Source organism: Cognatundibacterium luofuense (assembly GCF_018139685.1).
Classification (GTDB): Bacteria; Pseudomonadota; Gammaproteobacteria; order Burkholderiales; family Burkholderiaceae_D; genus Undibacterium; species Undibacterium luofuense.
This window is the reverse complement of sequence record NZ_JAGSPN010000001.1, coordinates 574,182-600,251: the sequence shown is the minus strand read 5'-3', so window position 1 is coordinate 600,251 and position 26,070 is coordinate 574,182. Positions and strand designations below refer to the sequence as shown.

Below are 26,070 nucleotides of genomic sequence, written 5' to 3'. Positions count from 1 at the left end.
TCAGTAACTCCAATCCAGCACTACACTGAGTACCCGCACCCGCTCCTGCCCCGCTGGCAGCGGCGTTTGCAGCAAGCCGGGTTCACCGGCATTCACACGCACCTGATCCCATTGTGCTTTCAGCGCCATGCCGGGTCTGAGATCCCAGCGCACACCCAGCGACAGCGTTTGCTGCTCATTGCGCTTACCCAGTAGCAGTGCCTGCGCTGCCTTCAGCGCATTGCCCGTGACACGGTTTTCATCGAGATTACTGATGCCGCGCAGGCTGGCGAAACTGATATACGGCATCCAGTCGCCGACGCTGTAACCGGTGGTCAGATACCAGGCGCGCTGATCCGGCAGGGTTTTTCTGCGTAAATTGGTGCGGGCAAATTCGCCCTGTACCAGCCACGGATGCTGTTCGTAACGGAATCCGGCATTGCTGTAATGCAGCCAGCCGAGTTCACCGGTCTGATAGTCCGCTCCGGCTTGCGGATTCTGTGCCGTGATCAGATCCGCTACCGTCTGTGCAGCCGGTGCGTGGTAATCCGTTTTTGCCACCAGCGTCGAAACGCGGAACAACCAGCTGTTATTCGAAATACTCAGCGCCAGCGCTGCATTCGGATGATTCTGATAACGGTATAAAGGTCGGGCCAGTGTCACGCGGCCTGCGTGCGCGGTAACACCCAGCTGCCAGTCGCTGAGCGGACGGTGATAGCGCAGCATCACGCCATCGATATTCGATGTTTCACCGCCCAGGTTATACAGTTCCACCGGTGGTCTGACCCAGGGTTGCGCATAGCCCACCGCCTGATTATCTGAGGTCAGGAACAGCGTATTCTGAAAGCGTCCGGCCTGCACCGCCCATTCCGGTGCGGGCGTCCATTGCAGCATGCCCCACAGCCATTCTGCGCCGACTTCATCTCCGCCGTTGCGGCGCGCCAGTACGTGCGCCACCACCGCCAGCGAAGGGGATAAGGTGTAGCGGGCCTGCACGCCGATGCGGTCATCCAGCCGTCCACTCCATGTGTCATGCAGAATATTGCGGGAAGACACTGTAGGGCGATAACCGGCCTGTGCCTGATCGGTCGATGCCAGCCCCAGCGTGCCGTAAGCATTCAGTGTCAGCGGTGATTCCGTATTTTCTTCCGGCAGCGATTGCGCCATCGCCGGCAGATTCAGCGCACAAGCCAGCAGTATCAGTCCGCATTCTGAAAAAAAACGTGAGCGCATGATATTAGGCCTCGCTGTCTGTATGTTGCGGCAAACTCAGAATCATTTTTGTGCCCTGCCCCGGCTGGCTTTCTGCATGAATTTCTCCACCCAGCACACCGCTCACAAGGTTGTACACCATATGCAGACCCAGACCATTGCTACCCTGTCCGAAACGGGTGGTGAAGAAAGGATCAAAAATCCGGTTCAGGTCCTGCGGCGCAATCCCATGTCCGTTATCGGCAATGACAATGTGCACGCGGGCAGCGGCCGTTGATTGTGGATTGTCTTCCATTTCGGCAGATACGGATAATTCCGGTGCGCTGATTCCGCTTAAACCGTGTACCAGCGCATTGTCCACCAGTTGCATCAGTACGCGGTATAAAGCCTGATACGCGCAGGTCAGTTGCAATCCGGTCGTAATATGAATATTCAGAGTTACACCCATGCTCTGCCATTGCGTCTGCGTATCGCGCATGACCTGTTGCAGCAAGGTATCCAGCATCATCAGGCCGGGTTCAGCGGCACTGTCTTCGGTGGCAATCGCTTTAAAACTTTGTACCAGACTGGCCGCCCGCTCGATGTTTTTGATCAGCAATTCACCGGCCTGCCGGTTATCGCTCAGATACTGTTGCAGCGCTGATTTACGCAATCCGGTGCTGACTTGCTGCTCAAAGTCCTGCTGTTTATCCAGCATGGTGCTGGCAACGGTTAACGCGCTGCCCAGCGGCGTATTCAGTTCATGGGCGACACCGGCCACCATGCGCCCGAGCCCGGACAATTTTTCTGACTGAATCAATTTTTCCTGCGTTTGCTGCAGGGTCGATAAGGTACTGGCCAGTGCCTGATTTTTATCTGCCAGTTCCGCCGTGCGTTCTTCCACACGCTGCTCCAGTGCGGTATTCAGATCACGCAAGCGGTTCTGGGTTTCGCGCAGATCAAAAATATCCATCGCCACCAGCGTGGTGTAACGCTCACCATCCACCACAAACGATTCCGCATACAACATAAACGGATGACGGGTGCCATCGGCCAGAATCATGTCCATTTCCAGCGGCGGCAAGGCATCCAGCTGCGCCAGTTGCTGCATCAGTTGCTGTTTCGCCTGCATGCTGGCATATGGCCGGTGCGTGAGTTTGAAATCTTCCAGACGGCCAAAGCAACGGATGGCAGCCAGATTACGGTCGATACGCAACAGTTCACCGGCACTGTCCAGCCGGAACAGCGCCATCGGAATCGGCGCCGCATTCAGCACTGCTGCAAACTTTTTATCGCGGGTTTCCACTGCGCTGACCATGCGGTTGAACTGATGCGACAAATGCGCGAGTTCATCTTGTCCCTGCTCCGGTAGCCGCCGCGCGTAGTCGCCGCCGACGATATCCTGCATCGCCTGCATAATCTGATCCAGCCGCAATTGCAGCCGCTGGCCAAAAAATACCAGCACCGTTGCCGTCAGCACCAGACCGGCAATACTGACCACCAGTGCGATATTCAGCATCTTTTGCAGCACGGCTGAAATATCGCCGGTTGCAATACCGAAGCGCACTTCGCCGACCTGATTGCCGCTCAGTAAAACCGGTTGCCTGACATGGTAAATACCGGCTGCGATGGCGTGTCCGGCATCCGTGCTGGGTACGGGCAATGCCTGTCCGCGTAAGCCGACAGATAACAGCACCTGCTGCTTCTCATCGCGGATCACGATATAGCGCAAGCCTTCGTCTGATTCGCTGATCAGTTCACTGAAAAAATCACTGAGTACATCAAAGCGGCGCTCGTAGGCATACGGTGCCACGCTGAGATTCACTGACTGGGAAATGGTTTTGGCCGAGGTTTTCAGCGCCCGTTCCGCGCTTTCGCGCAAAACTTCGGTAACGATCAGATAAAACAGGAGCAGCAGCACGGTCTGCAACAGCATCCCTGCCAGTAACAGTTTTCCTTTCAGACTGTGTCTCAGTGAAGCGTGCTTCATCGTGGCCCTGTGGCGGAGGTTCCGGCCGGTTCGGAGGAAAAGTGCTAAGCTGCCGGAGCTTCTGAGTGTAAACGAAAATCACAGTGCCTCCGCGCAAACCTCTGGCAAATCTGATCACAGATTGCATAAATGCACTGTTGATTGCGTTTTTTTCCACAACTTTTATCAGGAAACACGCATGCAACCTTCACAAGACCAGCAAGATCTTTTCAGCCTGATTCAGCACGATGGCGGCGATAACAGCATCAGCCGCCGCCGCTTCTTACATACCGCACTGGGCGCAGGCTTTGCCGCCGCAGCCTTGCCAGTCTGCGCACAAACCATGATCACCACGCCGGATACCGGCCTCGTCACCGGCCAGTTTTCAGTCGATGTACAAGGACAAGCCGTGCCGGTCTATCTGGCTAAACCCGCTAAGGGCAGCAATTTTCCGGTGATACTGGTCACATCCGAAATTTTTGGCGTACACGCACATATTGCCGATGTGGCGCGCCGTTTTGCGCAAGCTGGTTATCTGGCGGTGGCACCGGATTTATTCGTGCGTCAGGGCAATCCGGCGGCGTATCCGACCATTGCCGAACTGATCAGTCAGGTCATCAACAAAGTGCCGGATCAGCAAGTGATGCAGGATCTGGATGCGGTGCTGGCATGGACTAAAACCCAGGGCGGCGACATCAGCCGCGCCGCGATTACCGGCTTTTGCTGGGGTGGCCGCATTACCTGGCTGTATGCCGCGCATAATCCGTCTATCCGCGCCGGTGTCGCCTGGTACGGCCGCCTCACCGGTAACCAGTCTGCGCTGAATCCTCAGCATCCTGTGGATATTGCCGCCGGTCTGCGCGTACCGGTGCTGGGCTTGTACGGTGCAAAAGATACCGGCATCCCGCTGAGCAGCGTGGAAGCGATGCAAAAGGCGCTGGCGCAGGGCAAGAGCCAGTCCGCCTTCCATGTCTATCCGGATTCCGGCCATGCCTTCCATGCCGATTACCGCCCGAGCTATATGGAAGCCGATGCACGTGACGGCTGGCAGCGCTGTCTGCAATGGCTGCGCGATCATCAGGCGGTTTGAAACTGAACTTCTGACAAGGTTTTACAGCGGCCGCAATTGCACAATAGCGGCCGCTGTGCTTTAATCTGCAACTTGGTTGCAAATTCAAAGGCTACAAAATTTCATCCCCATTATTCTCCATCATCCTGACCACCACACTGGCCGGGCTGATCAGCATTACCGCCGCCGCCATTTTTTCGTATGCTGTTTTGTCCCGCATGGTCGATCGTCTGGTCAGCCTGTCGGTCGGCATTATGCTGTCGACCTCGCTGCTGCACGCCTTACCGGAAGCCTTTGAATCCGGGGCGGACACACGCTCGCTGTTTATCTGTCTGCTCGGTGGTTTGCTGGCATTTTTCCTGCTGGAAAAAGCGGCGATTCTGCGTCACTCGCATCATCACGAAGGCGATGGCCATCATCATGAACACGGCCACGACGCGCACGAAGCCGGTAAAGCGGGCTGGATGATCTTAGTCGGCAATGGCATGCACAACCTGACCGACGGCATTCTGATCGCCGCCGCGTTTCTGGCCAATCCGCATCTGGGCATCGTCACTGCGTTTGCGATCATCGCGCATGAAATCCCGCAGGAAATCGGTGACTTCATCGTGCTGCTGAACGCCGGTTTCAGCAAAACCCGCGCTTATCTGTACAACCTGATCAGCAGCCTGATGGGCGTGGTCGGCGGCGTGACTGGCTATCTGATGCTGGAAAAAGCCGGTTCGCTGATTCCGTACGTGATGGTGCTGGCTTCGTCCGGCTTCATCTATATCGCGGTCAGTGATCTGATGCCGCAAATGCAGCGCCGCACCACCCTGCGCGAATCCATCCCGCAAGTCATCCTGATCGCCGCCGGTATCGGACTGGTGTTACTGGTCACCCACTGATTTTCTCAGTCTGCTTTCCCACCTGCTTTTCCACCCGTTTTCCCACACTGCACAGCACTGCAACACCCGCAGAGCTGTGCAAATCTCCGCATTGACCTTTTCCTGACGACCAGACTTTCTGCCGACGACCGCCGGATCGCTGTGCTGAAGTCCGCATTTGGGGCAAAAACGGGGGTTTTCGGGCAATCAAAAGACTATGGCAGGATGACTGAAACCCTGTGGTGTGGCCGATAAACAAACAGCCGGTTCGCAAACCGGCTGTTGTTGCGGGCAATGCAGATACGGATCAGGTCGCGACCGGGCGGGACGGGTCGGCGCACCATTCGCTCCATGAGCCGGGGTACAGCGCCGCGCCGGGCAGACCGGCATGTTCCAGGGCCAGCAGGTTGTGGCAGGCGGTGACGCCGGAGCCGCATTGCATCACGGCGGAAGTGATGGCAGGCAGAATTGCTTGCCATTCGGCGCGTAATTGCTCGGCGGGTTTAAAGCTGCCATCGGCTTGCAGATTGTCTTTGAAGAAGCGGTTAATCGCGCCCGGAATGTGGCCGCCGACCGGATCGATGGTTTCGTTCTGACCACGGAAGCGGTCCGGCGCACGCGCATCCACCACTTGCAGCGCACCGGTGCTCAGATTGGTAACCAGAAATCCGACATCAACCTGCGCCGTCAGCGCCGGTTTCAGATTCAGCGAACCTGTGGCAGCGACCGGTACGTCGGTCGTCAGCGGCAAGCCTGCGTTTTGCCATGCAGCCAGTCCGCCGTCCAGTACCGCAACGGCAGCGTGTCCCACCCAGCGCAGCATCCACCATAAACGCGCGGCAAACATACCGCCGTGCGCATCGTAGGCAATCACTTGTGTCTGATCGGAAATGCCGAGTGCGCGCATGGTCTGAATAAATTGTTCTTTGGATGGCAGCGGATGACGGCCGCGAAATACCGGGCCATCTTTCGGCGCGGACAACTGCGTATCAATATCCACAAACAAAGCACCGGGCAAATGGCCCTGTGCATAAGCATCTGCCCCTGCACGCGGATTCAGCAATTCGTGGCGGCAATCCAGCAACACCAGCGGTGTCGCACTGCTGCTCAGTGCTTGTAATTGCGTAACGGAAATCAGAGTGGAAAACATGCGTGCTCCTTTCGGGGTAATAAGCGGAGATTTTACCAAGCCTTATGCAGATCAGGACGCTGGCGGCAGATAACTGCTGTTACTGCCATGACGTACCAGAATATGCAACGCCGGATGTTGCAAACGCACGGCAAGCCAGCGCTGCAAACGTTGCTGTTCATCACGGCTCAGCGCCTGTGTGCTGTCTATCATTGTGATGAGTTCGGGCGGCGCGCCACTGTCTTTATTATCTGTTTTTTCAGAATCAGAAAAACGGCTGATTCTGACTGTGCTGACTTGCGGATACTGCGCCCGGATTTCGTCTGCCAGCGCAGCATACAATTGTCGTTGCTGCTGTTGCTGCGTTTGCTGCTGGCTGAGTTGCTGTTGCAGGCGCTGTATCAGCACATCTTTTTCATTCTGGCGCTGCACCAATGCAGGATCGTTCATCACGGCTTGCCGCAGTGATGCCAGATCGAGCGGGCGCTGTCCGGCCTGTGTGATGTCGAGTCTGGTGTCCTGCAACTGATAATCCGCCAGTTTTTTCTGCCAGTTGCGGATCATACTTTCAGTCTGCCATTGTCCGACCAGTTTCAGGCTGATGCTGCGTTGCTCCGGCTGAATGCGGCGTTCCGCGATGACGGCCTGTTCCGGCTGAATCTCCGCTGCAATAAACTGGCGTGCTCTTTGCTGAAACACTTCTTTGCTGACAAGATCATAGGCCAGAAAAATGGAGGGAATCGCAGTCAGCGCAACGATGCCGGTCACGCTGCGTCTTACCTGATACTGGGTGCGCTGATCTGCCTGACGACTTTCACGCGGCAACATCAGCGACAGCATAGTCAGCGTGGCAAACGCAATGAAGACGCTGTTAATTGAAAACAGATACAGCGCGCCGAGCATGAATGACCAGTTGCCATGGGCCAGCCCGAAACCAGCGGTACATAAAGGCGGCATCAGTGCAGTGGCAATGGCAACACCGGGAATCACATTGCCTTTGTCTTTGCGGGTTGCACCGATCACGCCGACCACACCGCCAGCCAGTGCAATCAGCACATCCCACAGTGTCGGGCTGGTACGTGCCAGCAATTCAGATTGCGCTTCGCCCAGCGGGCTGACAAAGAAATACATACCGGATGCCAGCAGGCTAACCAGCGAAGCAATCGCAAGATTTTTTAAGGATTTGCGCACCAGCGCAAAATCATAAATCGCGATACCGTAACCGGCACCGACGATAGGCCCCATCAGCGGGGAGATCAGCATGGCACCGATAATCGCCGATGCAGAATTGACGTTCAGTCCGATGGATGCCAGCAGAATCGCGCAAATCAGCGCCCACAGATTGCTGCCACTCAGCGACACACCGGCGCGTATGGTTTCGTCAATCTGCCGGTCATCGGCTTTATCGCTGTTCAGGTGAAAACGCTGGCGCAGATCACGCCAGAATCCGGGCGGATTATCCGCTGCCGTTTGCAGTGGTTCGGGTGCATTCATCTGACAATTCCTTTGATAAAAAGGGAAGCGTGGCAGGTGCTGCGTTGAGAGTGCGCACCTGCTGGCATCTTATGTCAGCTTGTTGCTGTGTGGTCAGTTACGGACGGGGACAAACCGCAGTTTGTCTGTTTTACCCCAATATCGCGCCTTGTCAGCGCGATATCAGCGCGATGTCAGTGGATGATCAGCATGGTATCAGCGCCGCGCCGCCTGTTGCTGGCGGTAGTTGTAAAAGCTGGCCAGCGAACCACTGCCCAGAATCACCAGTATGCCTATCCAGCTGAGGCCGCTGAGCGGATCGTTCCAGATCAGCAAATCCCAGATGCTGGAAAATACAATGCCCAGATATTGCAGATTCGCGACCAGCAAGGTGTTACCGAGACGGTAAGCGCGGGTCATCGCCATTTGCGCCGCCACGGCTGTCACGCCTATTGCCAGCAGCAACACGGTGCCGCGCAGGTCGTGGCTGTGCCAGCTGATCTGATCCGGATGACCGGGTAACAGCCATGTTCCCGCCATGCCAGCCACCGCGCAGGTCAGACAAAAGTAAAACACGACGCGGTATTCCGGCTCGCCGCGCAAACCCATATCACGCACCTGCATATACGCCAGCGCTGCAAGAACACCGGAAATCAGCGCCAGCACACCGCCCACCCACTGGCTGGCATGGATACTCGGTTGCAGCAGCAGAATCACACCGGCAAAGCCCATCAGGATCGCCAGTACCAGTCGCCAGTCCGGCAGGTTACGGCCTTTGCGCAAAGACGCGGTGAATAACATCGCGGCAATCCACAGTGGCGACATCGCATTCAGTGTGACGGCCATTGCCAGCGGTAACTGGCCAATCGCAAAAAACCACAACCACAATGCCGCCACACCAACCAGGCCGCGCCAGAAATGCGATGCGCCCATCGTAGTGCGCAGCGTGCCGCCGTGCAGACGCAGCAGACTGCCCAGTATCAGCATGCCGATCAGGCCGCGGTAACAGACAATTTCAGAGGTGGAATATTGCGCAGACGCCAGCTTGACGCACACACTCATCACAGAAAATAACAGACTGGCGACCAGCATCCACAGCGACTGCATAACTTGCTTTCTTCCAATAACAAAGGGAGGCCTGGCCTCCCTTTATTGTGTAACGGTTGTATTTCAGAACTGCATTTTGCGGCGATACCATTCATGGAAGTGCTGCATACCATCTTCCATTGGCGACTGATAAGGCCCGACTTCATTTTCACCGCGATCAAACAAGGCTTTGCGGCCCTGATCCATGCGGATACCGATTTCATCGTCTTCGATACAGGTTTCCATATACGCAGCACGTTCTGCTTCGATGAATTCGCGCTCGAACAGCACGATTTCTTCCGGATAGTAGAACTCCACCACGTTACGGGTTTTACCGGTAGCCGTTGGCCACAGCGTGGACACTACCAGCACATGCGGATACCACTCCACCATGATGTTCGGATACAGCGTCAGCCAGATCGCACCGTATTTCGGTGCTTCACCGTTGCGGAACTTCATCAGCTGTTCCTGCCAGCGCTGATACACCGGCGAACCGGAGCGGCGCAAACCGGCATTCACACCAACGGTCTGCACGCTGTAATCTTCACCGAATTCCCAGCGCAGATCAGAACAGGTCACGAAGTTACCCAGACCCGGATGGAAAGGCTCGACGTGATAATCTTCCAGATAGACTTCAATGAAAGTCTTCCAGTTGTAATCACATTCATGCACTTCCACGTGATCCAGCATATAGCCGGAAAAATCGAGGTCTTTGGTCACACTCAGTGTGGCCATGCGTTCCATCACGTTGTAACCGTTTTGCTCGAACAGCAAGCCATTCCAGTTTTGTAACGGTGTGCGTTTCAGATGCATGCAAGGCGTGTCGGCAAAGTGCGGCGCGCCGATCAGTTCACCTTTTAAATCATAGGTCCAGCGATGCAGCGGACAAACGATGTTGTCTGCATTACCGCGGCCTTTAAACATCAGCGCCTGCCGGTGACGGCAAACGTTGGACATCAGTTCTATGCCCTGTGGGCTGCGAACCAGCATACGGCCTTCGTTTTCAGCTTGCAGTGTCGCAAAGTCACCGACATTCGGCACCATGAGCTCATGGCCGACGTAGCGTGGACCTGCCTGAAAAAGTTCTTTGATTTCACGCTGTAACAGCGTTTCATCAAAATATACGTTGACCGGAAGTTGCGCGTCAGAACGCGCGAGTTTAGACAAAGAAGCCAGATCGGACATCCCCACCCCCAAATTAATTTTCACCAACCTAAGAGAGAAAGAATCCAAAAAAACTTTATCGCCCGGATCTGGCCCGGACGAAGTTCAGACGATCAAACGACTTGAAGAGGAATTTTGGACAGAGCGCGGGATTATACCCGAAATCATACTGCGGGGTATCCGGACTGAGAAAAATCTGTGAATAATCAAATTCTTACAGCAAATCAGGGGTAAAAAAGGCAACAAATGATATGGATCATTAGCGCCTCAGTATCTCAGATACGCCGTCAGGCGGAGGCTTCCTGCAATTCAGGTTCCGGGTTGTCGGCAGCGGCTTCCGGCAAGCGTTGCACCACTTCCTGCAAAGCGCGGTCCATGATTTTTTCGACTTCCAGCAAACGCGCCTGTCCCGAGCGGAAAGCCTGCTGCACTTCCTGTGTGGATAAAGAGAAAGTCTGATCTTTCTGTACTGTCGTGAAAATATACAGGCTGCGCATCGGGCTGACCCAGGCCAGTCGTACACGCACCGGTTCCGGCAAACCATCACGCTGCAAGGCCAGCCAGATACCGCGCTCCAGTTGCTCGACCAGTTGCACATACGGGTCTTGCGAGGTTTCCTGTTGCGCCACCTGCTCTTCCTGCGTTTTACGTTCGGCTTCAGCACGTTTTTCCAGACGGCGTTCGGCGGCACGCTGCGCGGCTTCCACGGCCAGTTCAAGCTGACGATCCGGCGACAATTCCAGCGGCGCACGCACAATCGAGGCGTGGCATTCCGCCAGTTCTGCAAAGAAACGGACGCGATCCGCGTCATCCCATTTAATCAGACTCAGCCATTTATTCAGACGCGCCAGAATCGCGGGCAAACGGCGCAATAATTCCTGCCGTTCCGGCATCGTGATCTTCGGCTTCACGCTCCAGATCAGATCATCCATGGTGCGGATCGCATCTTCCACCGCTTGCGGTTTTTCATCCTGCACGCTGTACGCCAGCGTCAGCACTTTGACCCAGCGGTTTTCCAGAAAGGTTTCGACAAACGCGACGATTTCACCGCTGCCAACGCGCAATTCCACTTCGTGATTCGCCGTCACAGTGGCCTGACGGATTTTTTCTTTGCGCAAGGCACTGCGTATCGGTGCCTGTAAGGCTTGTTCAGCCGCTTTTTCCTGAGAAGCCACTTCGGCTTCCAGATCGCGCAGCGCTTCATCGAACAGCGCGACTTCCTGATCGAATTCGCGGGTGACGCGCTCCACATGCTTTTGCATGCTTTGCAGCAAAGGGTCTTGTGCTGCTTTTGTTTCATCCACACCGGGGCTGAAACGCGACAATGCATCGATCAAACGGCGCGCCGGATGCTGGGTGTTAAAGAAAAACTGCTGATCCAGCATGGCTGCTTTCAGCACCGGAATCTGCAGCAGAGAAATCAGTTGTTTAACGGCAACCGGAATTTCATCGTTGCGGAATACTTCGTCAAAAACTTGCGACAGCACTTCCAGCGTTTGCGGCGCAACGCCCTGATGGAAGGCTTCCGGCATTTGCTCGCGCATGCGTGCCAGACTGACAGGACCCTGCTCCTGCGACAGCCATTGCATCAGTGCCTGACTGTTTTGTAATGCGGATAACTGCTGTAATCCTGCGGCGCTGGCAGCACTGCTGATTCCGGCACCGGCTGCACCCATAGCGCCGGTAACACCCGCCGTACCAGCGGCAGATCCTGCCTGACCGGGCATCCCGAAAGCCGCATTACCCTGAACACCCTGTCCCGCCTGCGCACCCTGTCCGCCTGCAGCGACGGCAGGTACTGCGTTGTCTGTGGCGCCGGACAAAAACTGGCGCAGACGTTCACCGTCATCAGCCGCTTTTTTATCGGCACTGCGGGTTCGGCGGACGCGGTAAGAATCCTGCAAGTCCGGCAAAATACCTTTGCTGACCAGATGCTGATTCAGTTCATGCAGCACCGGGGTCAGATCAAACAAAATATCGGCGTTCAGCAGCGGCAGCACCAATCCGTGCGTGCCCTGTTCAGGATCAAACTGACACCATGCATCCCACAAGGCATGCAGGATCACTTCAGGACGATAAGGATTCTGGGCGATGCTCAGCGCATCTTTCTGCAATAAGCTGGCAAAGCGCATATTCAGCGCTGCATACTGCTCGGCAGCCTGCAATTCCACCGCACGTGCGGCGCGGCTGAACGCCAGCTTCTTATCCATTTCTTCATAGCTGACCAGACTCAGCTCATCTTCAGACGCATTGCTGGCTGCACCGGCTGCTTTTCCGAGTAATACAGCGGTTTCGCGACGGAAGGCTTTTTCCAGCTCGGCAGACACCAGATAGTAGTAAGCGTAGGTATTTTTTTTGATCAGTTGTCCGGCACCAAAGCTCAGGCTGGCTTCACGCGAATCGTGGGCCGATTCAGAATGGGCCAGCAAAGCATTCGATAAACGCCCGGAAAAAGCATCTACCTGCGCCAGCATCAGATGGGTCGCCACAGAAACCAGCGCCTGCAACAGTGCCTCCGGATTTTCCCGGCTGCCACTGAAGGCGGTTTGCGCAGATGTTTCTGATTTCAACATGACAACAACCTGTGAACTGATTTCGATAAAACACTGGAAAAAAACGGACTGTAAGGCGGAGAGCTGGCCTGCATCTGATCGCAGGAACCGGTTACGCAACTATAGCCACTACGTTTCCACATGGAAATGAATTAAACGCAATTTCGCGTTTTTTTCGAGTGTAATCTGCACACATAACGACAACCGGTTTCAAATTCGAAATTTTTGTTTCTATTTGTAAGCAAAATAGGGCTACAAAAACAGGGGATTTTTTTATATCTTGAGCCGATTGCTCTAAAATAGCGGGTTGGACTCTGCATAAGAGATTTGCAATTTGATCAGAACCGTTTTAAATACCGCTGCAGCCCGTCTGCAGAGACGGATACAAAAAACTGGTTCAGGTCCTGTTCTGACAGGTGAGGCATGCCCAGAAAACAGACGGAACCGTCCCAGACCGCGCCAACGGATTTACCAGCCAGTTTTGAATCAGCCATGACAGAGCTGCAACAACTGGTCGAACAAATGGAATCCGGCAGTCTGGCACTGGAAGCATCGGTGGCTGCCTATCAGCGCGGTGCTGCACTGATACGCTACTGCAGCGGTCAGTTGGAACAGGTAGAACAACAAGTGCGGGTGCTGGAGAACGGCATGCTGCGCCCGCTGAACATCTCCCCCAGAGAGGATCTTGAATGAATCAGGAATTTCAGGTCTGGATGAAAAACATCCAGCAGACCTGTGAACAGGCTTTATCGGCTTATTTACCGCCGGTCAGCCAGACGCCGGCACATCTGCATGAAGCCATGCGCTACACCGCACTGGATGGCGGCAAGCGCGTGCGCCCTCTGCTGGTATTCGCTGCCGGCGCGCTGTTCAATGCACCGCAATCCCTGCTGGAACGCGCTGCCTGCGCTGTGGAAATGATCCATGTGTACTCTCTGGTACATGACGATATGCCTTGCATGGATGACGACGATATGCGTCGCGGCAAACCTACCGTGCATGTGAAATACGATGAAGCAACCGCATTACTGGTCGGTGATGCACTGCAAAGTCAGGCCTTCCTGACACTGGCACAGGCAGATGCAGCGCCAGCCACTGTGGTAGGCATGATACGCACACTGGCTGAAGCTTCCGGTTCTGCCGGTATGTGCGGCGGACAGGCAATTGATCTGGCCAGCGTTGGTCAGCAACTGAACCGCGCCCAGCTGGAACAAATGCACAGCCTGAAAACCGGTGCGTTGCTGCGTGCTTCAGTCATGCTCGGCGCACAGGCTGGTAAGGAACTCAGCGTAGCGGATATTTCTGCACTGAATACTTACTCGGCTGCCACCGGACTCGCTTTCCAGGTGGTTGATGATATTCTCGACGCCACCGCAGACTCTGCGACGCTGGGGAAAACTGCGGGCAAAGATGCCGCCGACAACAAGCCGACCTATGTCAGCCTGCTGGGGCTGGATGCATCACGCCAGCTGGCGGCAGAACTCTGCCAGCAAGCACACACTGCACTGCAGGCATACGGCGACCAGGCGCGCCAGCTGCACGATATTGCAGATCTGATTATTCAAAGACAAGCCTGATTTAGTGACGCTATGACGAGCTTATTACAACAAATTCAATCGCCGGCAGATCTGCGTAAGCTGCCGCGTCCGCAACTGAAAGCAGTGGCTGATGAACTGCGCCACTTCCTGCTGGATTCCGTTTCCAAAACCGGTGGCCATCTGTCATCGAATCTGGGTACGGTGGAGCTGACCATCGCACTGCATTATGTGTTCAACACGCCGGAAGACCGTCTGGTCTGGGACGTCGGTCATCAGACTTATCCGCATAAAATCCTGACTGGCCGCCGCGACCGTATGCCATCGCTGCGCCAGTATCAGGGTTTGTCCGGCTTCCCTAAGCGCGATGAAAGCGAATACGATACTTTCGGTACAGCGCACTCGTCGACCTCGATTTCTGCTGCGCTGGGTATGGCGCTGGCAGCGCGTACCAAGGGCGAACAACGCCACGCCGTCGCGATTATCGGCGATGGCTCGATGACCGCCGGTATGGCATTTGAAGCGCTGAACAATGGCGGCGTGTACGATGATGTGAATCTGCTGGTGATTCTGAACGACAACGATATGTCGATCTCCCCACCGGTAGGCGCGCTGAACCGTTATCTGGCACGCCTGCTGTCCGGCAAATTCTATGCTGCTGCGAAAAATGTCGGCAAATCCGTGCTGCCTTCCGGCATGCTGGAACTGGCAAAGCGTCTGGAAGAACATGCGAAAGGCATGATCGTGCCGGCCACCATGTTTGAAGAATTCGGCTTTAATTACATCGGCCCGATTGACGGTCATGATCTGGATTCGCTGATTCCGACGCTGCAAAACATCCGCAGCCTGAAAGGCCCGCAATTCCTGCATGTGGTCACCAAAAAAGGTCAGGGTTACAAACTGGCGGAAGCCGATCCTGTGCTGTACCACGGCCCGGGTAAATTCAATCCGGCGGAAGGTATCAAACCTGCCACCAGCAGCAAAAAAACCTACACCCAGATCTTCGGCCAGTGGCTGTGCGATATGGGCAAGGCCGATCCTAAACTGGTCGGTATCACGCCGGCGATGCGCGAAGGTTCCGGTCTGGTCGAATTTGAAAAACAATTCCCTGAACGTTATTACGACGTCGGTATCGCGGAACAGCATGCAGTAACCTTTGCAGCCGGTATGGCTTGCGAAGGTTTCAAACCGGTGGTGGCGATTTACTCGACCTTCCTGCAGCGTGCCTATGATCAGCTGATCCACGACGTCGCTCTGCAAAATCTGGATGTGACCTTTGCGCTGGACCGCGCCGGTCTGGTCGGTGCCGATGGTGCAACTCATGCAGGTAACTACGATATCGCGTATCTGCGCTGTATCCCGAACATGGTGGTGATGGCACCGGCGGATGAAAATGAATGCCGCCAGATGCTGACCACGGCTTACCTGTATCCGGGTCCGGCAGCCGTCCGTTATCCGCGCGGTGCAGGTACCGGCGCAGCCACCTCGGAAGCACTGGAAGCACTGGAAATCGGTAAGGGCAGCATTGTTCGCAACGGCAGCAAAGTCGCGATTCTGGCCTTCGGCTCGATGGTGCATCCTGCGCTGCTGGCTGCAGAAAATCTGGATCTGACCGTTGCCAATATGCGCTTCATTAAGCCGCTGGATAAAGAGCTGGTGGTTCAGCTGGCGCAAAGCCACGATGCACTGGTTTGCGTCGAAGAAGGCTGCGTGATGGGCGGCGCGGGTTCTGCCGTCATGGAAGCACTGGCCGAAGCCGGTATCGCCAAACCGGTGCAATTGCTGGGCTTGCCGGATCAGTTCATTGATCACGGCGATCCTGCAATCCTGCTGGCAAATTGCGGTCTGGATGCTAAAGGCATTGCCGCTTCGGTACAGCAACGCTTCGGCGATTTGCTGACACCGGCAGTCGCCGCGACCGGCACCTGAGCTGGTCACACGAACGATCAGACTCCGCTCAGCCGGTTTCTGATCGGGCGTTCAGCAAAGTAAAAAAGCAGCGTTTCCGGTGATGGAAAACGCTGCTTTTTTATTGTGTCTGTACCAATCTGCTTTTACGGGCTTTGTATCCGCTGTTCAGGCTGTCCCGCTGCCTCGCCCCCCTATGCTCTTTCATCATACCCAAGAGGCTGATAAGAGTCTAAAAGGGTCTCAAAAGGCCTGAAACTGCCTCAGATTGCCTCAAATGCGGTGTTCAGCACAGCGATCCGGCGGTCGTCGGCAGAAAGTCCGGGCCTCAGCGAAATACAAATGACGATAGCTGCACAATCAGAATGCAGTTCAGGCGAAATGCCATTCACGCTGGCTTTGCGACGCAAACGCAGGTGGTGCCTGACGGACATCATCGAAGCTGACAATTTCATAGGCTTCAGGATCTGCCAGCAAAGCACGCAGCAACTGATTATTCAGGCCGTGACCGGATTTATGCGCTTTGTAGCTGGCGATCAGCGGATGGCCGATCAGGAATAAATCGCCGATCGCATCCAGAATTTTGTGGCGCACAAACTCATCGTTGAAGCGCAAACCATCTGCATTCAGGATTTTGTATTCATCCATCACAATCGCGTTTTCCATCGAACCGCCACGCGCCAGTCCGATACCGCGCAGCATTTCCACATCCTGCATAAAGCCGAAAGTACGTGCGCGCGCCACGTCGTTGACGAAGGATACGTGGTCAAAATCCACTTCTGCGGTCTGCACAGTGCCATCGACTGCCGGATGATTAAACTCGATAAAGAAATGCAGCTTGTAACCATCATGCGGTTCCAGACGCGCCCATTTCTCCTGTGCGCCCTGCCCTTCGCGGATTTCCACCGGTTTCAGCACGCGGATAAATTTCTTCGCAGCATCCAGCTCCTGCAATCCCGCTTGCTGCAACAGATACACGAAGGAAGACGCAGAGCCATCCATAATCGGAATTTCTTCCGCGCTGACATCAATATACAAATTATCAATACCCATACCCGCGACCGCTGACAGCAAATGCTCCACCGTGGAAACACGCTGACCATCTTTGGTCAGGGTCGATGCCATACGGGTATCGCCGACAGCATTGGCATTCGCAGGAAAAACCAGCGGCGGATTCAGATCAGTACGGGTAAATACAATGCCGGTATCGGCTGGCGCAGGACGCAGAACCAGTTCGACTTTGGTGCCGGAGTGCAGGCCGACGCCGGTGGCGCGGACAGATTGGAGGATAGTGGTTTGTTTCAGCATCCCGTCATTATAGCGATTATCCGGCACGGCTTCCGGCACAACGCGGACGAGAGGCAAAGAGGACGCGCTGCGTCCTCTTTTTGGCAACATCAGCCCAGCTGTTTCAGCATGGTTGCTGCATCAGAGACTTCAAATTTGCCGCCGGCTTCCACATTCAGCTGCGCGACAACGCCGTCTTTGACCAGCATGGAATAACGCTGGGAACGTGTGCCCATGCCGTATTTGCTGAAGTCTGCATCCAGACCCAGCGCTTTGGAGAAGGCCGCATTACCGTCCGCCATCATGCGTACGATACCAGTTGCTTTCTGATCGCGACCCCATGCACCCATCACGAACGCATCATTAACCGAAATACACCAGATTTCATCGACGCCTTTGGCTTTCAGTGCTTCTGCGTGTTCGATGTAACCCGGCACGTGCTGTGCAGAGCAGGTTGGCGTATAAGCGCCCGGCAAGCCGAAAATTGCAATGGTTTTACCTTTTACCAGATCCGCCACCTCAAAGGTGTTCGGGCCTAAGCTGCAGCCATTGCCTTCTACTTCGATAAACTCTGCCAGTTGACCTGCAGGCAGTTTGTCTCCGGTCTGAATTGTCATGGGACTTCTCCTTTTTTCAAAAAAACGTGGCCTGAGATTAACATACTCCGTATTTTTTTTCCGGCGGCCCCCAAACAATGCCAGACTTCATGACGGGTCAATTACAATACCTGTTTGCGATAAATATATTTAAATACACGAGCAAGGGGATTCAGAATGCGTTTGCGACACTGGCCGGCACGTCCGGCAATTGCGCTGTTAACGATTTCAGCAATGCTGGGCGGTTGCGGCGGAAATGGCGACAAAGACCAGATCCGCAGTGCGGTATGTAACCGGGTGAATGATTTGTTTGCTTCCCAGATGGGTTGCAATGCCACACCGGCAAAACCTGTGGTCAGCATTGATGTTTTCGGCGCACGCGGACAAACCCTGATCGCCCGCGTCAGCACCGGCACCTGTACCGAAACACCCAAAATAGCCTGGAGCAATTCCTCTGGCCAGAGTCTCGGTACTGATCTGACGCTGGAAGACAGTACGCCAGACAGCAAACTGACCATTTCCGCCACCTGTGGCACCGGCAGCGCAACGCAAACGCTGGCAGCCAACAGCGTCAGTACCGCAGGCGCTGCGTTTGCCGTTTTGCAAAACGGTAAAGTTTATTTGTGGGGCAGCCCGGAATGGGGTGGCGCATACACACCGGTCGAAAGCATCAGCAATATCAGCAAAATCATCGCAACCGAACGCGGTTTCGCCGCCTTGCTAGCCGATAACAACGTGATGTCGTGGGGCCCGGATGCGATCACCATCGAAAAACCAGCCGACGCCACCAGCGGACAAACACCGAAAGCCACAGGCGCGCTGCAAAATCTGAAAGATATCCAGTCCGGCTATAACGCTTTCTTTGCGACGCGTCAGGATGGCAGCTTTGTCGCGTGGGGCAATCTGTATTCGGTCACGCAGGATGATTATTTCCCGCTGAACCATTCCCAGCTTGGTCTGACAGCAGAACAAATTACCGCGTTATCGAATTTCCGTTCCGTCGCTTACACCGAAAGCGCTTATGCGCTGATCGCGGCCGATGGCACCGTGCAGAGTTTTGGTGAAGCAGATTCCGGCGGTAACAGCTACAAGATCGGCAGCCAGAAACTGCGCCGCGTCGCTGGCAACCGTTATGATTTCGTCGCTCAGACAGAAGACGGCAACATGGTAGGCTGGGGTTCCGGCTACAGTTCACCGCTGTACACCAGCAGCGGCACACAACTGAGCAATGTCAGCAGCTTTGTACTGAATGGCTACAGCGGTGCTGCAATCGACAGCAGTGCTAAAGCACAGGCATTCGGCTCTCTGGCCTATATCGAAAGTGCAGATTCTTCTGCGGTCGCCGCGCAACTGAGTGACGTGAAATCCATCGTCGCTTCTGAATACAGCTTCGCCGCGCTGAAGAAAGACGGCACCGTCGTACACTGGGGCGACAGCCCGCGCATGCAGGCCAGCTTCGATGCCGTCAAAAGCAAGCTGACACAAGTCATCCGTTTATTTGCGAATGATCAGGCATTTGTCGCATTGAAATCTGACGGTACCGTCGTCAGCTGGGGCGACGCTGAAAAAGGCGGCGACAGTTCTGCCGTCAGCGCCGATCTGAACAATGTCCTGACGATCACTGGCAATCAGTATGCGTTTGCCGCGCTGCGTTCCGATGGCAGCGTAGTCAGCTGGGGTATGCAAAGTAAAGGCGGCAACAGCAGCAGCGTGAAAGCGCGCCTTGCGAATGTGCGTGCCATTTACGGAACCGCATTCGGCGGATTTCTCGCCGTCACCAAATCCGGTGATTATGTGACCTGGGGCGATGCCTGGGCTGGTGGTGACAGCAGCCGTGTTTCCGGCAAGCTGACCGCGATTCCTTACTACGCCCAATAAACAGATGATCACAGGTGACTTTATGAATTCTTTGTTTTCCCGCTTTTCTGTGACCGCAGTTCTGTTAGCAAGCGTTGTCACATCTCAGTCTGATGCAGCCAGCTTTCCGCGCCGCCAGATCAAATCCAAACCTGTCGCTGCGGAACAAGCTCGTCAACTGATCGTGCATTACCGAAACGATGCACGCTTTGCACGCAGTGCTGCTGCGCTGGCAGGTACTGCACCGCAACTGGAAAGCCAGTTACAGCTGCGCTCACAGCAAATCAACCGCTACGCTTCCGCAATCGGTGTGCGCTTTCAGCCTTTGCGTCAGATGAGTACCGGTGCGTGGGTATTCCGCGCGGACAAAGCGATGCGTGTACAGGATCTGCAGCAAATCAGCCGCCAGTTGCAAAGTAATGATCCGCAAATTGCGTATGCCGAGCCGGACCGCATCCGCCGCCCGTCTTTCGTTCCGACAGATCCGTATTTCTTCAGTGACCAGTGGGATCTGCAGGACACACAGGTTCAGAAAGGCGGCATGAATTTGCCTAAGGCCTGGGATCTGTCATTTGGTAAGGATGTAGTCGTCGCGGTGGTGGATACCGGTTACCGCCCGCATCCGGATTTAGTTGCAAATCTGATCCCTGCACCGGGTGGTCAGGGCTATGGCTACAACTTCATTAGCGATCCCGACACTGCACGCATTACCGTGGCAGATGGCGTGACATCAGCACGCGGGCCAAACGGTATTGATATGGGCGACTGGGTTGATGATTTCAGTTGCTATAACTCGGACAGCAGCTGGCACGGTACCCATGTGGCAGGCACGATTGCTGCCGCTGCGAATGGTAAAGGTGTCGTCGGCGTTGCGCCGCAGGCGAAGATCCTGCCGGTGCGGGTGCTGGGTAAATGCGGTGGCCAGACTTCAGACATTATCGATGGCGTTGCATGGGCTGCAGGTTTGCCGGTAGAAGGCGTACCAACGAATACCACACCGGCGAAAGTCATTAACCTCTCGCTTGGCGGCATGGACTTATGCAGCAAAACGGAAGCCGCCGGTTTTATGGCCGCCAAACAAAAAGGTGCGGTGGTTGTCGTTGCTGCTGGCAATGAAGGTCGTAATGCACGTCTTTCGACACCGGCCAGTTGCCCGGGCGTGATTCCGGTAGCATCCAACGGCATCGATGGCAGCCGTGCGTTTTACTCAAACTATGGTGGCCATGTAACCGTGACTGCTCCGGGCGGCGGCCGCAGCAGTGATCAGGACTGGATTTTATCCACTCTGAACGCAGGCAGAACCAAACCGGGTGACGAGGACTACTATGGCTACTACATCGGCACGTCGATGGCAGCTCCGCACGTAGCCGGCGTTGCCGCGCTGATGCTGGCAATCAATCCGGCTCTGACACCGGATCAGGTTCGTAATATTCTGATTAAGACCAGCCGCCAGGCACCTGCAAACTGTGTTGGCTGCGGCGCAGGTCTGGTCGATGCCGCTGCTGCTGTGAGTGCAGCCAAAGGCAATTAAAACTTCCACTTCATAAAAAATACTTTAAACGCCACTGTCATCAGTGGCGTTTTTTATTGTCACCTGCATCTGGTCTGCTGCCCGAAGCATTGCAGATTCTGCTTATGCAACTGCTGCGCGGCTGAACATAACTGGCTTATTTTCTGAGAATGGATGCCTCATCGTCGGTTATCGCATTAAGCTTTTCCGTAGCGAGCAGGCGATTCCGGTAAGGCTTACCGCACGCCTTTTTATCGAAAATTGCATCAAATGCGGTGTTCTGCATAGCGATCCAGCGGTCGTCGGCAGAAAGTCCGGACTTCCGAAAAATGTAAATGACGATAATTGCATAGTATCGCCACAAAACTGCGCGGCGTTACCAGAACTTATTTCATAAATATCGTGCAGCATCGCAGACTGAAATTCCGACCCCGGTTTCTTCGTCCGCATGATTCAGATGAAGAGAATCAGCTCAGGCATTACCGTTTCAGCGAATGCGGAATTAAGAAAGGCACAAAAACAAAAACCCGCCGGATGGCGGGTTTTTATCAGAACTATTTGCAAGCAAGCGCTTAGTCAGCCTGTTTGCGCAGGAAAGCAGGAATATCATAGGTTTCCATGCCATTCTTTTCCAGCGCACGCACTGTGTCGGAAGCGGACTCACGACGCCATACAGCAGGCTTAGTCAGACCGTCAAACGCAGGTACAGGAACAGGATTAATCATACCGTTGTTAACAGGAACTGTTTTTTCAACAGGTACGGCAAGGAAAGCTTCATTCGTCGTGCCGTCACGCAAAACTTTAGGCTGCACCAGCTGAATGCTCTTCTTACCACGGCCAAGGCCAGTCGCAACCACGGTCACACGGATTTCGTCGCCCATAGCGTCATCGTAGGCAATACCTTGCGCAATCGATGCATCAGGTGCAGCAAATGCACGCACTGTTGCCATGACTTCCTTGATCTCTTTACCTTTGAGACCACGGCTGGCAGTCACATTGACCAGCACGCCACGCGCACCGGACAAATCAATACCATCCAGCAACGGCGAAGCAACTGCCTGCTCTGCTGCGATACGCGCACGATCCAGACCGGATGCAGTTGCAGTACCCATCATCGCTTTGCCCTGCTCGCCCATAATGGTTTTCACGTCATTGAAGTCGACGTTGATATGGCCCGGCACATTAATGATTTCAGCAATACCGGCAACCGCATTGTTCAGCACGTCGTCTGCATGCTGCAACCATTCGATCATGCTGTCGTCTTCGTAAATCTCTTCGAGCTTCTCGTTCAGAATCACGATCAGAGAGTCGACATGCTGTGTCAGCTCTTCCAGACCGGCTTCTGCCAGCTCCATACATTTACCGCCTTCATAAGAAAACGGTTTGGAAACGACCGCCACGGTCAGCGCGCCGAGTTCTTTCGCAACCTGCGCTACTACCGGTGCCGCGCCAGTGCCTGTACCACCGCCCATACCGGCTGCGATAAACACCATGTGCGCGCCGCGCAGCGCATCTTCGATACGGCTGCGCGAATCTTCGGCCAGTTTGCGGCCAACATCCGGTTTCATACCAGCGCCCAGACCACTGTCGCCGATCTGAATCACGTTATGCGCTTTAGACGCTGCCAGCGCCTGCGCATCTGTATTTGCAGCAATGAACTCAACGCCGGAAACACCTTTGTTGATCATGTGCTGAACCGCATTACCACCCGCGCCGCCGACACCGACAACTTTAATCACAGTGCCCTGGGTCGCATTATCAACCATATCAAAATCCATCATGAATCCTCCTGGAAGGGCAGTTACCAGTCGCTAATGATCACTGGCGTCGAGACGACTAGCGACTAATAACTGCAGATCAGTTCATTATAAAATGCCTATACCAATAGTGGTACAAAATACTGCTTAAAAATTCCCCAAAAACCACTCTTTCATGCGCTGCCACACTGCTTTTGCAGATCCTTCCTGTCTTACGACAAGATGTCCCCGCAAATACTGCTTTTTCGCCTCAAGCAATAAGCCCAGAACAGTTGCATAACGCGGGCTGCGAACAACATCGGCAAGCTGACCTGTGTAAGCAGGCATACCGAGTCTGGTTGGTTTGAGGAAAATGTCTTCTGCCATTTCTACCATGCCCGGCATCGATGAAGAACCGCCGGTCAGTACCACACCGGAAGACAACACATCTTCATAACCGGATTCACGCACAACCTGATGCACCAGCGCGAATAATTCTTCAACACGCGGCTCAATCACAGCAGCCAGCGATTGCCGGGACAGCGAGCGCGGCCCGCGGTCACCGAGACCCGGTACTTCCAGCATATCAGCCGGATCTGCAAGCACTTGCTTCGCAACACCAAAGCGCACTTTGATTTCTTCTGCTTCGGATGACGGCGTACGTAAAGCCATCGCAATATCATTAGTGATCTGATCACCGGCAATCGGAATCACAGCCGTATGACGAATAGCGCCTTCACTGAAAATCGCAATATCCGTCGTACCGCCACCGATATCGATCAGCACAACACCGAGTTCTTTTTCATCACGTGTCAGCACAGCTTCTGCCGATGCCATAGGCTGCAGGATGAGATCAGATACTTCCAGACCACAGCGACGCACACATTTCACAATATTCTGCACAGCAGACACTGCGCCTGTCACGATGTGCACTTTGACTTCCAGACGAATACCGCTCATACCGATCGGCTCACGCACATCGTCCTGACTGTCGACAATAAACTCTTGCGGCAGCGTATGCAGTAATTGCTGATCCGTCGGAATATTCACGGCTTTCGCGGTCTCAATGACACGCGAAACGTCAGCAGCAGTAACCTCTTTATCTTTGATCGCCACCATGCCGCTGCTGTTAAAGCTGCGGATATGACTGCCTGCAATACCTGTATAGACGCGGGTAATCTTGCAATCCGCCATCAGTTCCGCTTCTTCCAGCGCGCGCTGAATAGATTCAACGGTGGACTCGATATTGACTACTACACCTTTTTTCAGGCCTTTGGATTCATGTTGTCCGAGGCCGATGACTTCATGACGCCCGTCCGGCATGACTTCTGCCACCACGGCCACAATTTTTGAGGTCCCGATGTCCAGTCCAACAATCAGATTCTTCGCGTCTTTAGTCATGTCTTTCCACTAGCTTTTGTCTGTTTTTTTGTCATCGCACTGTGCGATGAGCGAAGCGCCAGCCCGTTCGGGTAACGCATATCCACACTCTCTATGCTGTCCTGCAAGCTGTTCACTAACTGCGGATACACTGCCATTAAACGATCAACCCTTTGCCGTATCGTGTCTGCATCCTGCACACGCCCGAGCTCAACCTGCATTCCATTGTCAAGTTTAACGCTCCATGCATAGCGATTGGAATAGCTGACAGCCACCGGAGCCAAATGAATTTGCTGAAAACGCGATTTTAGCTCGGTATATTGCGCCAAAACCTCACGCTCACTGCCATCGGGGCCACTGAGTGCGACCAGATCTGCATCATCTTCAGCTTCAGCAAGATTGGCAGTGAACACATCGCCTTTTACCGAAATCAGTTTTCCCTGATCACCCCATGTTCCCATCACTGCATGCTCTTCCAGCGTTATGCGCAATTTATTCGGCCATTCACGCTGCACACTGGCTTTGCGCACCCATGGCACGCTTTCAAATGCAGCACGCACAGCGTCCAGATTCGCAGTAAAAAAGTTACCACGAATTTTAGGCAACGCAGCATTCCGCACCGTCAGTGCACTGACATGACGCAAACCCTGCTCGCCCGTGGCTTCAACACGAATCGACTGCAGTGTAAATACTGGTCGCTGAATCACCCACCAGACACCGGATGCAATCAGAACCAGCAGCACTGCGCCAAACAGCGCATTCGCAAGGTTATTAAGTAATCGGGCATCATGCCACATAGCCAGTCAACTCCGTCTTACATATTTTCCGAACGGATTTTCAGGCGTGCAGTACGCAAAATTTCAACGCACAGATCTTCATAACTCATACCGATTGCACGTGCCGCCATCGGCACCAGCGAATGTCCGGTCATACCGGGCGACGTATTAATTTCCAGCAAAAATGGCTGCTGATCTGTTTCGCGCAGCAGCACATCAATCCGCGCCCACCCCTCACAGTCCAGTGAGCGGTATGCTTTCACCACCATGTCCTGAATCGCTGCAGTCAGTTCATCGCTCAGCGGTGCGGGGCATAAATAGCGGGTATCGTCCGTAAAGTACTTGTTCTGATAATCGTAATTGCCATCAGGCGCCACAATTTCGATAATTGGCAGTGCCCGAGCATCTTTTCCTGTTCCGAGTACCGGTACAGTCAGTTCGCGTCCGGCAATAAACTGCTCTGCCAGCACCACATCATCAAAGCGCGCCGCAAGAGAGTAAGCCTCTTGCATTTGCTCCTGAGAAGTAACTTTTGTAATACCAATTGTCGATCCCTCGTGCGGAGGTTTCGCAATCAGTGGCAATCCCAGGTCATGCACAACTTGTCCGAGATCACTGTCCGGCGTCAGAACTGCATAAGCAGGGGTCGAAATATTATGGGTTTGCCAGATGCGCTTGGTGAAGATCTTATCCATTCCAACTGACGACGCCATAACACCGCTTCCGGTATATGGGATATTCAAATGTTCAAGAACACCCTGTATCGCGCCGTCCTCACCATAGCGACCATGAAGTGCAATGAAAACACTGTCAAATTTTTCATCGGCAAGCTCAGCAATATTGCGCTCTGCCGGATCAAAAGGATGGGCATCAATACCTTTGCTGCGCAATGCATTCAGAACGCCGGAGCCGGACATAATCGACACTTCACGTTCTGCAGAACGTCCGCCAAATAAAACACCGACTTTGCCAAAAGATGCTGGATCAAATGCTGTCATGACTTTTCC

Annotated in this window: 20 protein-coding genes; 7 read left to right on the top strand and 13 right to left on the bottom strand. The window is 54.4% G+C overall.

All coding sequences use genetic code 11. The features are described 5' to 3' along the window. Together KDM89_RS02685 and KDM89_RS02680 are read right to left on the bottom strand one after the other, a co-directional pair. On the bottom strand, window positions 1-1,212 hold the full coding sequence (locus KDM89_RS02685; protein WP_212686375.1) for a hypothetical protein: 1,212 nt from the start codon (window positions 1,210-1,212) through the stop codon (window positions 1-3). 4 nt (window positions 1,213-1,216) lie between these two features. Continuing rightward, a complete protein-coding gene (locus KDM89_RS02680; RefSeq protein ID WP_212686374.1) occupies window positions 1,217-3,160 on the bottom strand; it encodes an ATP-binding protein in 1,944 nt (647 codons plus the stop codon). 178 nt (window positions 3,161-3,338) lie between these two features. Between KDM89_RS02680 and KDM89_RS02675 the strand changes: the two genes are divergently transcribed. Both KDM89_RS02675 and KDM89_RS02670 read left to right on the top strand, forming a co-directional pair. Then, the gene (locus KDM89_RS02675; RefSeq protein ID WP_212686373.1) at window positions 3,339-4,229 is read left to right on the top strand and encodes a dienelactone hydrolase family protein; all 891 of its coding nucleotides are present in this window, start codon (window positions 3,339-3,341) and stop codon (window positions 4,227-4,229) included. Between the two features lie 122 nt (window positions 4,230-4,351). After that, on the top strand, window positions 4,352-5,095 hold the full coding sequence (locus KDM89_RS02670; RefSeq protein ID WP_212686566.1) for a ZIP family metal transporter: 744 nt from the start codon (window positions 4,352-4,354) through the stop codon (window positions 5,093-5,095). Between the two features lie 286 nt (window positions 5,096-5,381). On the opposite strand, the gene KDM89_RS02665 is transcribed toward KDM89_RS02670, so the two are convergent. The 5 genes from KDM89_RS02665 to KDM89_RS02645 form a co-directional block, all read right to left on the bottom strand. Continuing rightward, window positions 5,382-6,224 carry a sulfurtransferase gene (locus KDM89_RS02665; protein WP_212686372.1) on the bottom strand — a complete coding sequence of 281 codons (843 nt, stop codon included), beginning with the start codon at window positions 6,222-6,224 and terminating at the stop codon, window positions 5,382-5,384. 51 nt (window positions 6,225-6,275) lie between these two features. Beyond that, on the bottom strand, window positions 6,276-7,697 hold the full coding sequence (locus tag KDM89_RS02660) for a DUF389 domain-containing protein (protein ID WP_212686371.1): 1,422 nt from the start codon (window positions 7,695-7,697) through the stop codon (window positions 6,276-6,278). A gap of 195 nt (window positions 7,698-7,892) precedes the next feature. After that, complete coding sequence (locus KDM89_RS02655; protein WP_212686370.1) at window positions 7,893-8,783, bottom strand: DMT family transporter; 891 nt, start codon at window positions 8,781-8,783, stop codon at window positions 7,893-7,895. 63 nt (window positions 8,784-8,846) lie between these two features. Further along, window positions 8,847-9,947, bottom strand: a complete 1,101-nt coding sequence (locus tag KDM89_RS02650; protein WP_212686369.1) for an aromatic ring-hydroxylating oxygenase subunit alpha — start codon at window positions 9,945-9,947, stop codon at window positions 8,847-8,849. A 266-nt stretch (window positions 9,948-10,213) separates the two neighbouring features. After that, on the bottom strand, window positions 10,214-12,499 hold the full coding sequence (locus tag KDM89_RS02645; protein ID WP_212686368.1) for a DUF1631 family protein: 2,286 nt from the start codon (window positions 12,497-12,499) through the stop codon (window positions 10,214-10,216). Window positions 12,500-12,901: 402 nt separating this feature from the next. On the opposite strand from KDM89_RS02645, the gene KDM89_RS02640 reads away from it, so the two are divergent. Genes KDM89_RS02640 through dxs form a run of 3 tightly spaced genes read left to right on the top strand, consistent with a single transcriptional unit; the run spans window position 12,902 to window position 15,942 of the window. Continuing rightward, window positions 12,902-13,171: an exodeoxyribonuclease VII small subunit gene (locus KDM89_RS02640; protein ID WP_212686367.1), complete on the top strand. Its 270-nt coding sequence runs from the start codon at window positions 12,902-12,904 to the stop codon at window positions 13,169-13,171. Further along, window positions 13,168-14,055, top strand: a complete 888-nt coding sequence (locus KDM89_RS02635) for a polyprenyl synthetase family protein (RefSeq protein ID WP_212686366.1) — start codon at window positions 13,168-13,170, stop codon at window positions 14,053-14,055. The genes KDM89_RS02640 and KDM89_RS02635 overlap by 4 nt, the downstream gene beginning before the upstream one ends. A 12-nt stretch (window positions 14,056-14,067) precedes the next feature. Continuing rightward, on the top strand, window positions 14,068-15,942 hold the full coding sequence (gene dxs / locus KDM89_RS02630; RefSeq protein ID WP_212686365.1) for a 1-deoxy-D-xylulose-5-phosphate synthase: 1,875 nt from the start codon (window positions 14,068-14,070) through the stop codon (window positions 15,940-15,942). Between the two features lie 351 nt (window positions 15,943-16,293). On the opposite strand, the gene lpxC is transcribed toward dxs, so the two are convergent. Together lpxC and KDM89_RS02620 are read right to left on the bottom strand one after the other, a co-directional pair. After that, window positions 16,294-17,229: a UDP-3-O-acyl-N-acetylglucosamine deacetylase gene (gene lpxC, locus KDM89_RS02625; RefSeq protein WP_212686565.1), complete on the bottom strand. Its 936-nt coding sequence runs from the start codon at window positions 17,227-17,229 to the stop codon at window positions 16,294-16,296. A gap of 89 nt (window positions 17,230-17,318) precedes the next feature. Next, complete coding sequence (locus KDM89_RS02620) at window positions 17,319-17,825, bottom strand: peroxiredoxin (protein ID WP_212686364.1); 507 nt, start codon at window positions 17,823-17,825, stop codon at window positions 17,319-17,321. A 156-nt stretch (window positions 17,826-17,981) separates the two neighbouring features. Between KDM89_RS02620 and KDM89_RS02615 the strand changes: the two genes are divergently transcribed. Both KDM89_RS02615 and KDM89_RS02610 read left to right on the top strand, forming a co-directional pair. Continuing rightward, window positions 17,982-19,682, top strand: a complete 1,701-nt coding sequence (locus tag KDM89_RS02615; protein ID WP_212686363.1) for an RCC1 domain-containing protein — start codon at window positions 17,982-17,984, stop codon at window positions 19,680-19,682. A gap of 22 nt (window positions 19,683-19,704) precedes the next feature. Beyond that, window positions 19,705-21,192: a S8 family peptidase gene (locus tag KDM89_RS02610; protein ID WP_212686362.1), complete on the top strand. Its 1,488-nt coding sequence runs from the start codon at window positions 19,705-19,707 to the stop codon at window positions 21,190-21,192. 551 nt (window positions 21,193-21,743) lie between these two features. Here KDM89_RS02610 and ftsZ read toward each other — a convergent pair. The 4 genes from ftsZ to KDM89_RS02590 all read right to left on the bottom strand — a co-directional run bounded on the left by ftsZ (window position 21,744) and on the right by KDM89_RS02590 (window position 26,061). Then, window positions 21,744-22,949 carry a cell division protein FtsZ gene (gene ftsZ, locus KDM89_RS02605; protein ID WP_212686564.1) on the bottom strand — a complete coding sequence of 402 codons (1,206 nt, stop codon included), beginning with the start codon at window positions 22,947-22,949 and terminating at the stop codon, window positions 21,744-21,746. Between the two features lie 126 nt (window positions 22,950-23,075). Continuing rightward, window positions 23,076-24,308: a cell division protein FtsA gene (gene ftsA / locus KDM89_RS02600; RefSeq protein WP_212686361.1), complete on the bottom strand. Its 1,233-nt coding sequence runs from the start codon at window positions 24,306-24,308 to the stop codon at window positions 23,076-23,078. Further along, window positions 24,305-25,084, bottom strand: coding sequence for a cell division protein FtsQ/DivIB (locus tag KDM89_RS02595; protein WP_212686360.1), 780 nt, complete (start codon window positions 25,082-25,084; stop codon window positions 24,305-24,307). The genes ftsA and KDM89_RS02595 overlap by 4 nt, the downstream gene beginning before the upstream one ends. 17 nt (window positions 25,085-25,101) lie before the next feature. Next, on the bottom strand, window positions 25,102-26,061 hold the full coding sequence (locus KDM89_RS02590) for a D-alanine--D-alanine ligase (RefSeq protein ID WP_212686359.1): 960 nt from the start codon (window positions 26,059-26,061) through the stop codon (window positions 25,102-25,104). Window positions 26,062-26,070: the final 9 nt, after the last annotated feature.

Bases quoted from the DNA above. Each gene is read 5' to 3' on its own strand.
- KDM89_RS02655 (WP_212686370.1), bottom strand. From the start codon at position 8,783: ATGCAGTCGCTGTGGATGCTGGTCGCCAGTCTGTTATTTTCTGTGATG.
- KDM89_RS02640 (WP_212686367.1), top strand. From the start codon at position 12,902: ATGCCCAGAAAACAGACGGAACCGTCCCAGACCGCGCCAACGGATTTA.
- KDM89_RS02660 (WP_212686371.1), bottom strand. From the start codon at position 7,697: ATGAATGCACCCGAACCACTGCAAACGGCAGCGGATAATCCGCCCGGA.
- KDM89_RS02680 (WP_212686374.1), bottom strand. From the start codon at position 3,160: ATGAAGCACGCTTCACTGAGACACAGTCTGAAAGGAAAACTGTTACTG.
- KDM89_RS02620 (WP_212686364.1), bottom strand. From the start codon at position 17,825: ATGACAATTCAGACCGGAGACAAACTGCCTGCAGGTCAACTGGCAGAG.
- KDM89_RS02610 (WP_212686362.1), top strand. From the start codon at position 19,705: ATGAATTCTTTGTTTTCCCGCTTTTCTGTGACCGCAGTTCTGTTAGCA.
- lpxC (WP_212686565.1), bottom strand. From the start codon at position 17,229: ATGCTGAAACAAACCACTATCCTCCAATCTGTCCGCGCCACCGGCGTC.
- KDM89_RS02645 (WP_212686368.1), bottom strand. From the start codon at position 12,499: ATGTTGAAATCAGAAACATCTGCGCAAACCGCCTTCAGTGGCAGCCGG.
- ftsZ (WP_212686564.1), bottom strand. From the start codon at position 22,949: ATGGATTTTGATATGGTTGATAATGCGACCCAGGGCACTGTGATTAAA.
- KDM89_RS02650 (WP_212686369.1), bottom strand. From the start codon at position 9,947: ATGTCCGATCTGGCTTCTTTGTCTAAACTCGCGCGTTCTGACGCGCAA.
- KDM89_RS02675 (WP_212686373.1), top strand. From the start codon at position 3,339: ATGCAACCTTCACAAGACCAGCAAGATCTTTTCAGCCTGATTCAGCAC.
- ftsA (WP_212686361.1), bottom strand. From the start codon at position 24,308: ATGACTAAAGACGCGAAGAATCTGATTGTTGGACTGGACATCGGGACC.
- KDM89_RS02635 (WP_212686366.1), top strand. From the start codon at position 13,168: ATGAATCAGGAATTTCAGGTCTGGATGAAAAACATCCAGCAGACCTGT.
- KDM89_RS02590 (WP_212686359.1), bottom strand. From the start codon at position 26,061: ATGACAGCATTTGATCCAGCATCTTTTGGCAAAGTCGGTGTTTTATTT.
- dxs (WP_212686365.1), top strand. From the start codon at position 14,068: ATGACGAGCTTATTACAACAAATTCAATCGCCGGCAGATCTGCGTAAG.
- KDM89_RS02685 (WP_212686375.1), bottom strand. From the start codon at position 1,212: ATGCGCTCACGTTTTTTTTCAGAATGCGGACTGATACTGCTGGCTTGT.
- KDM89_RS02595 (WP_212686360.1), bottom strand. From the start codon at position 25,084: ATGTGGCATGATGCCCGATTACTTAATAACCTTGCGAATGCGCTGTTT.
- KDM89_RS02665 (WP_212686372.1), bottom strand. From the start codon at position 6,224: ATGTTTTCCACTCTGATTTCCGTTACGCAATTACAAGCACTGAGCAGC.
- KDM89_RS02615 (WP_212686363.1), top strand. From the start codon at position 17,982: ATGCGTTTGCGACACTGGCCGGCACGTCCGGCAATTGCGCTGTTAACG.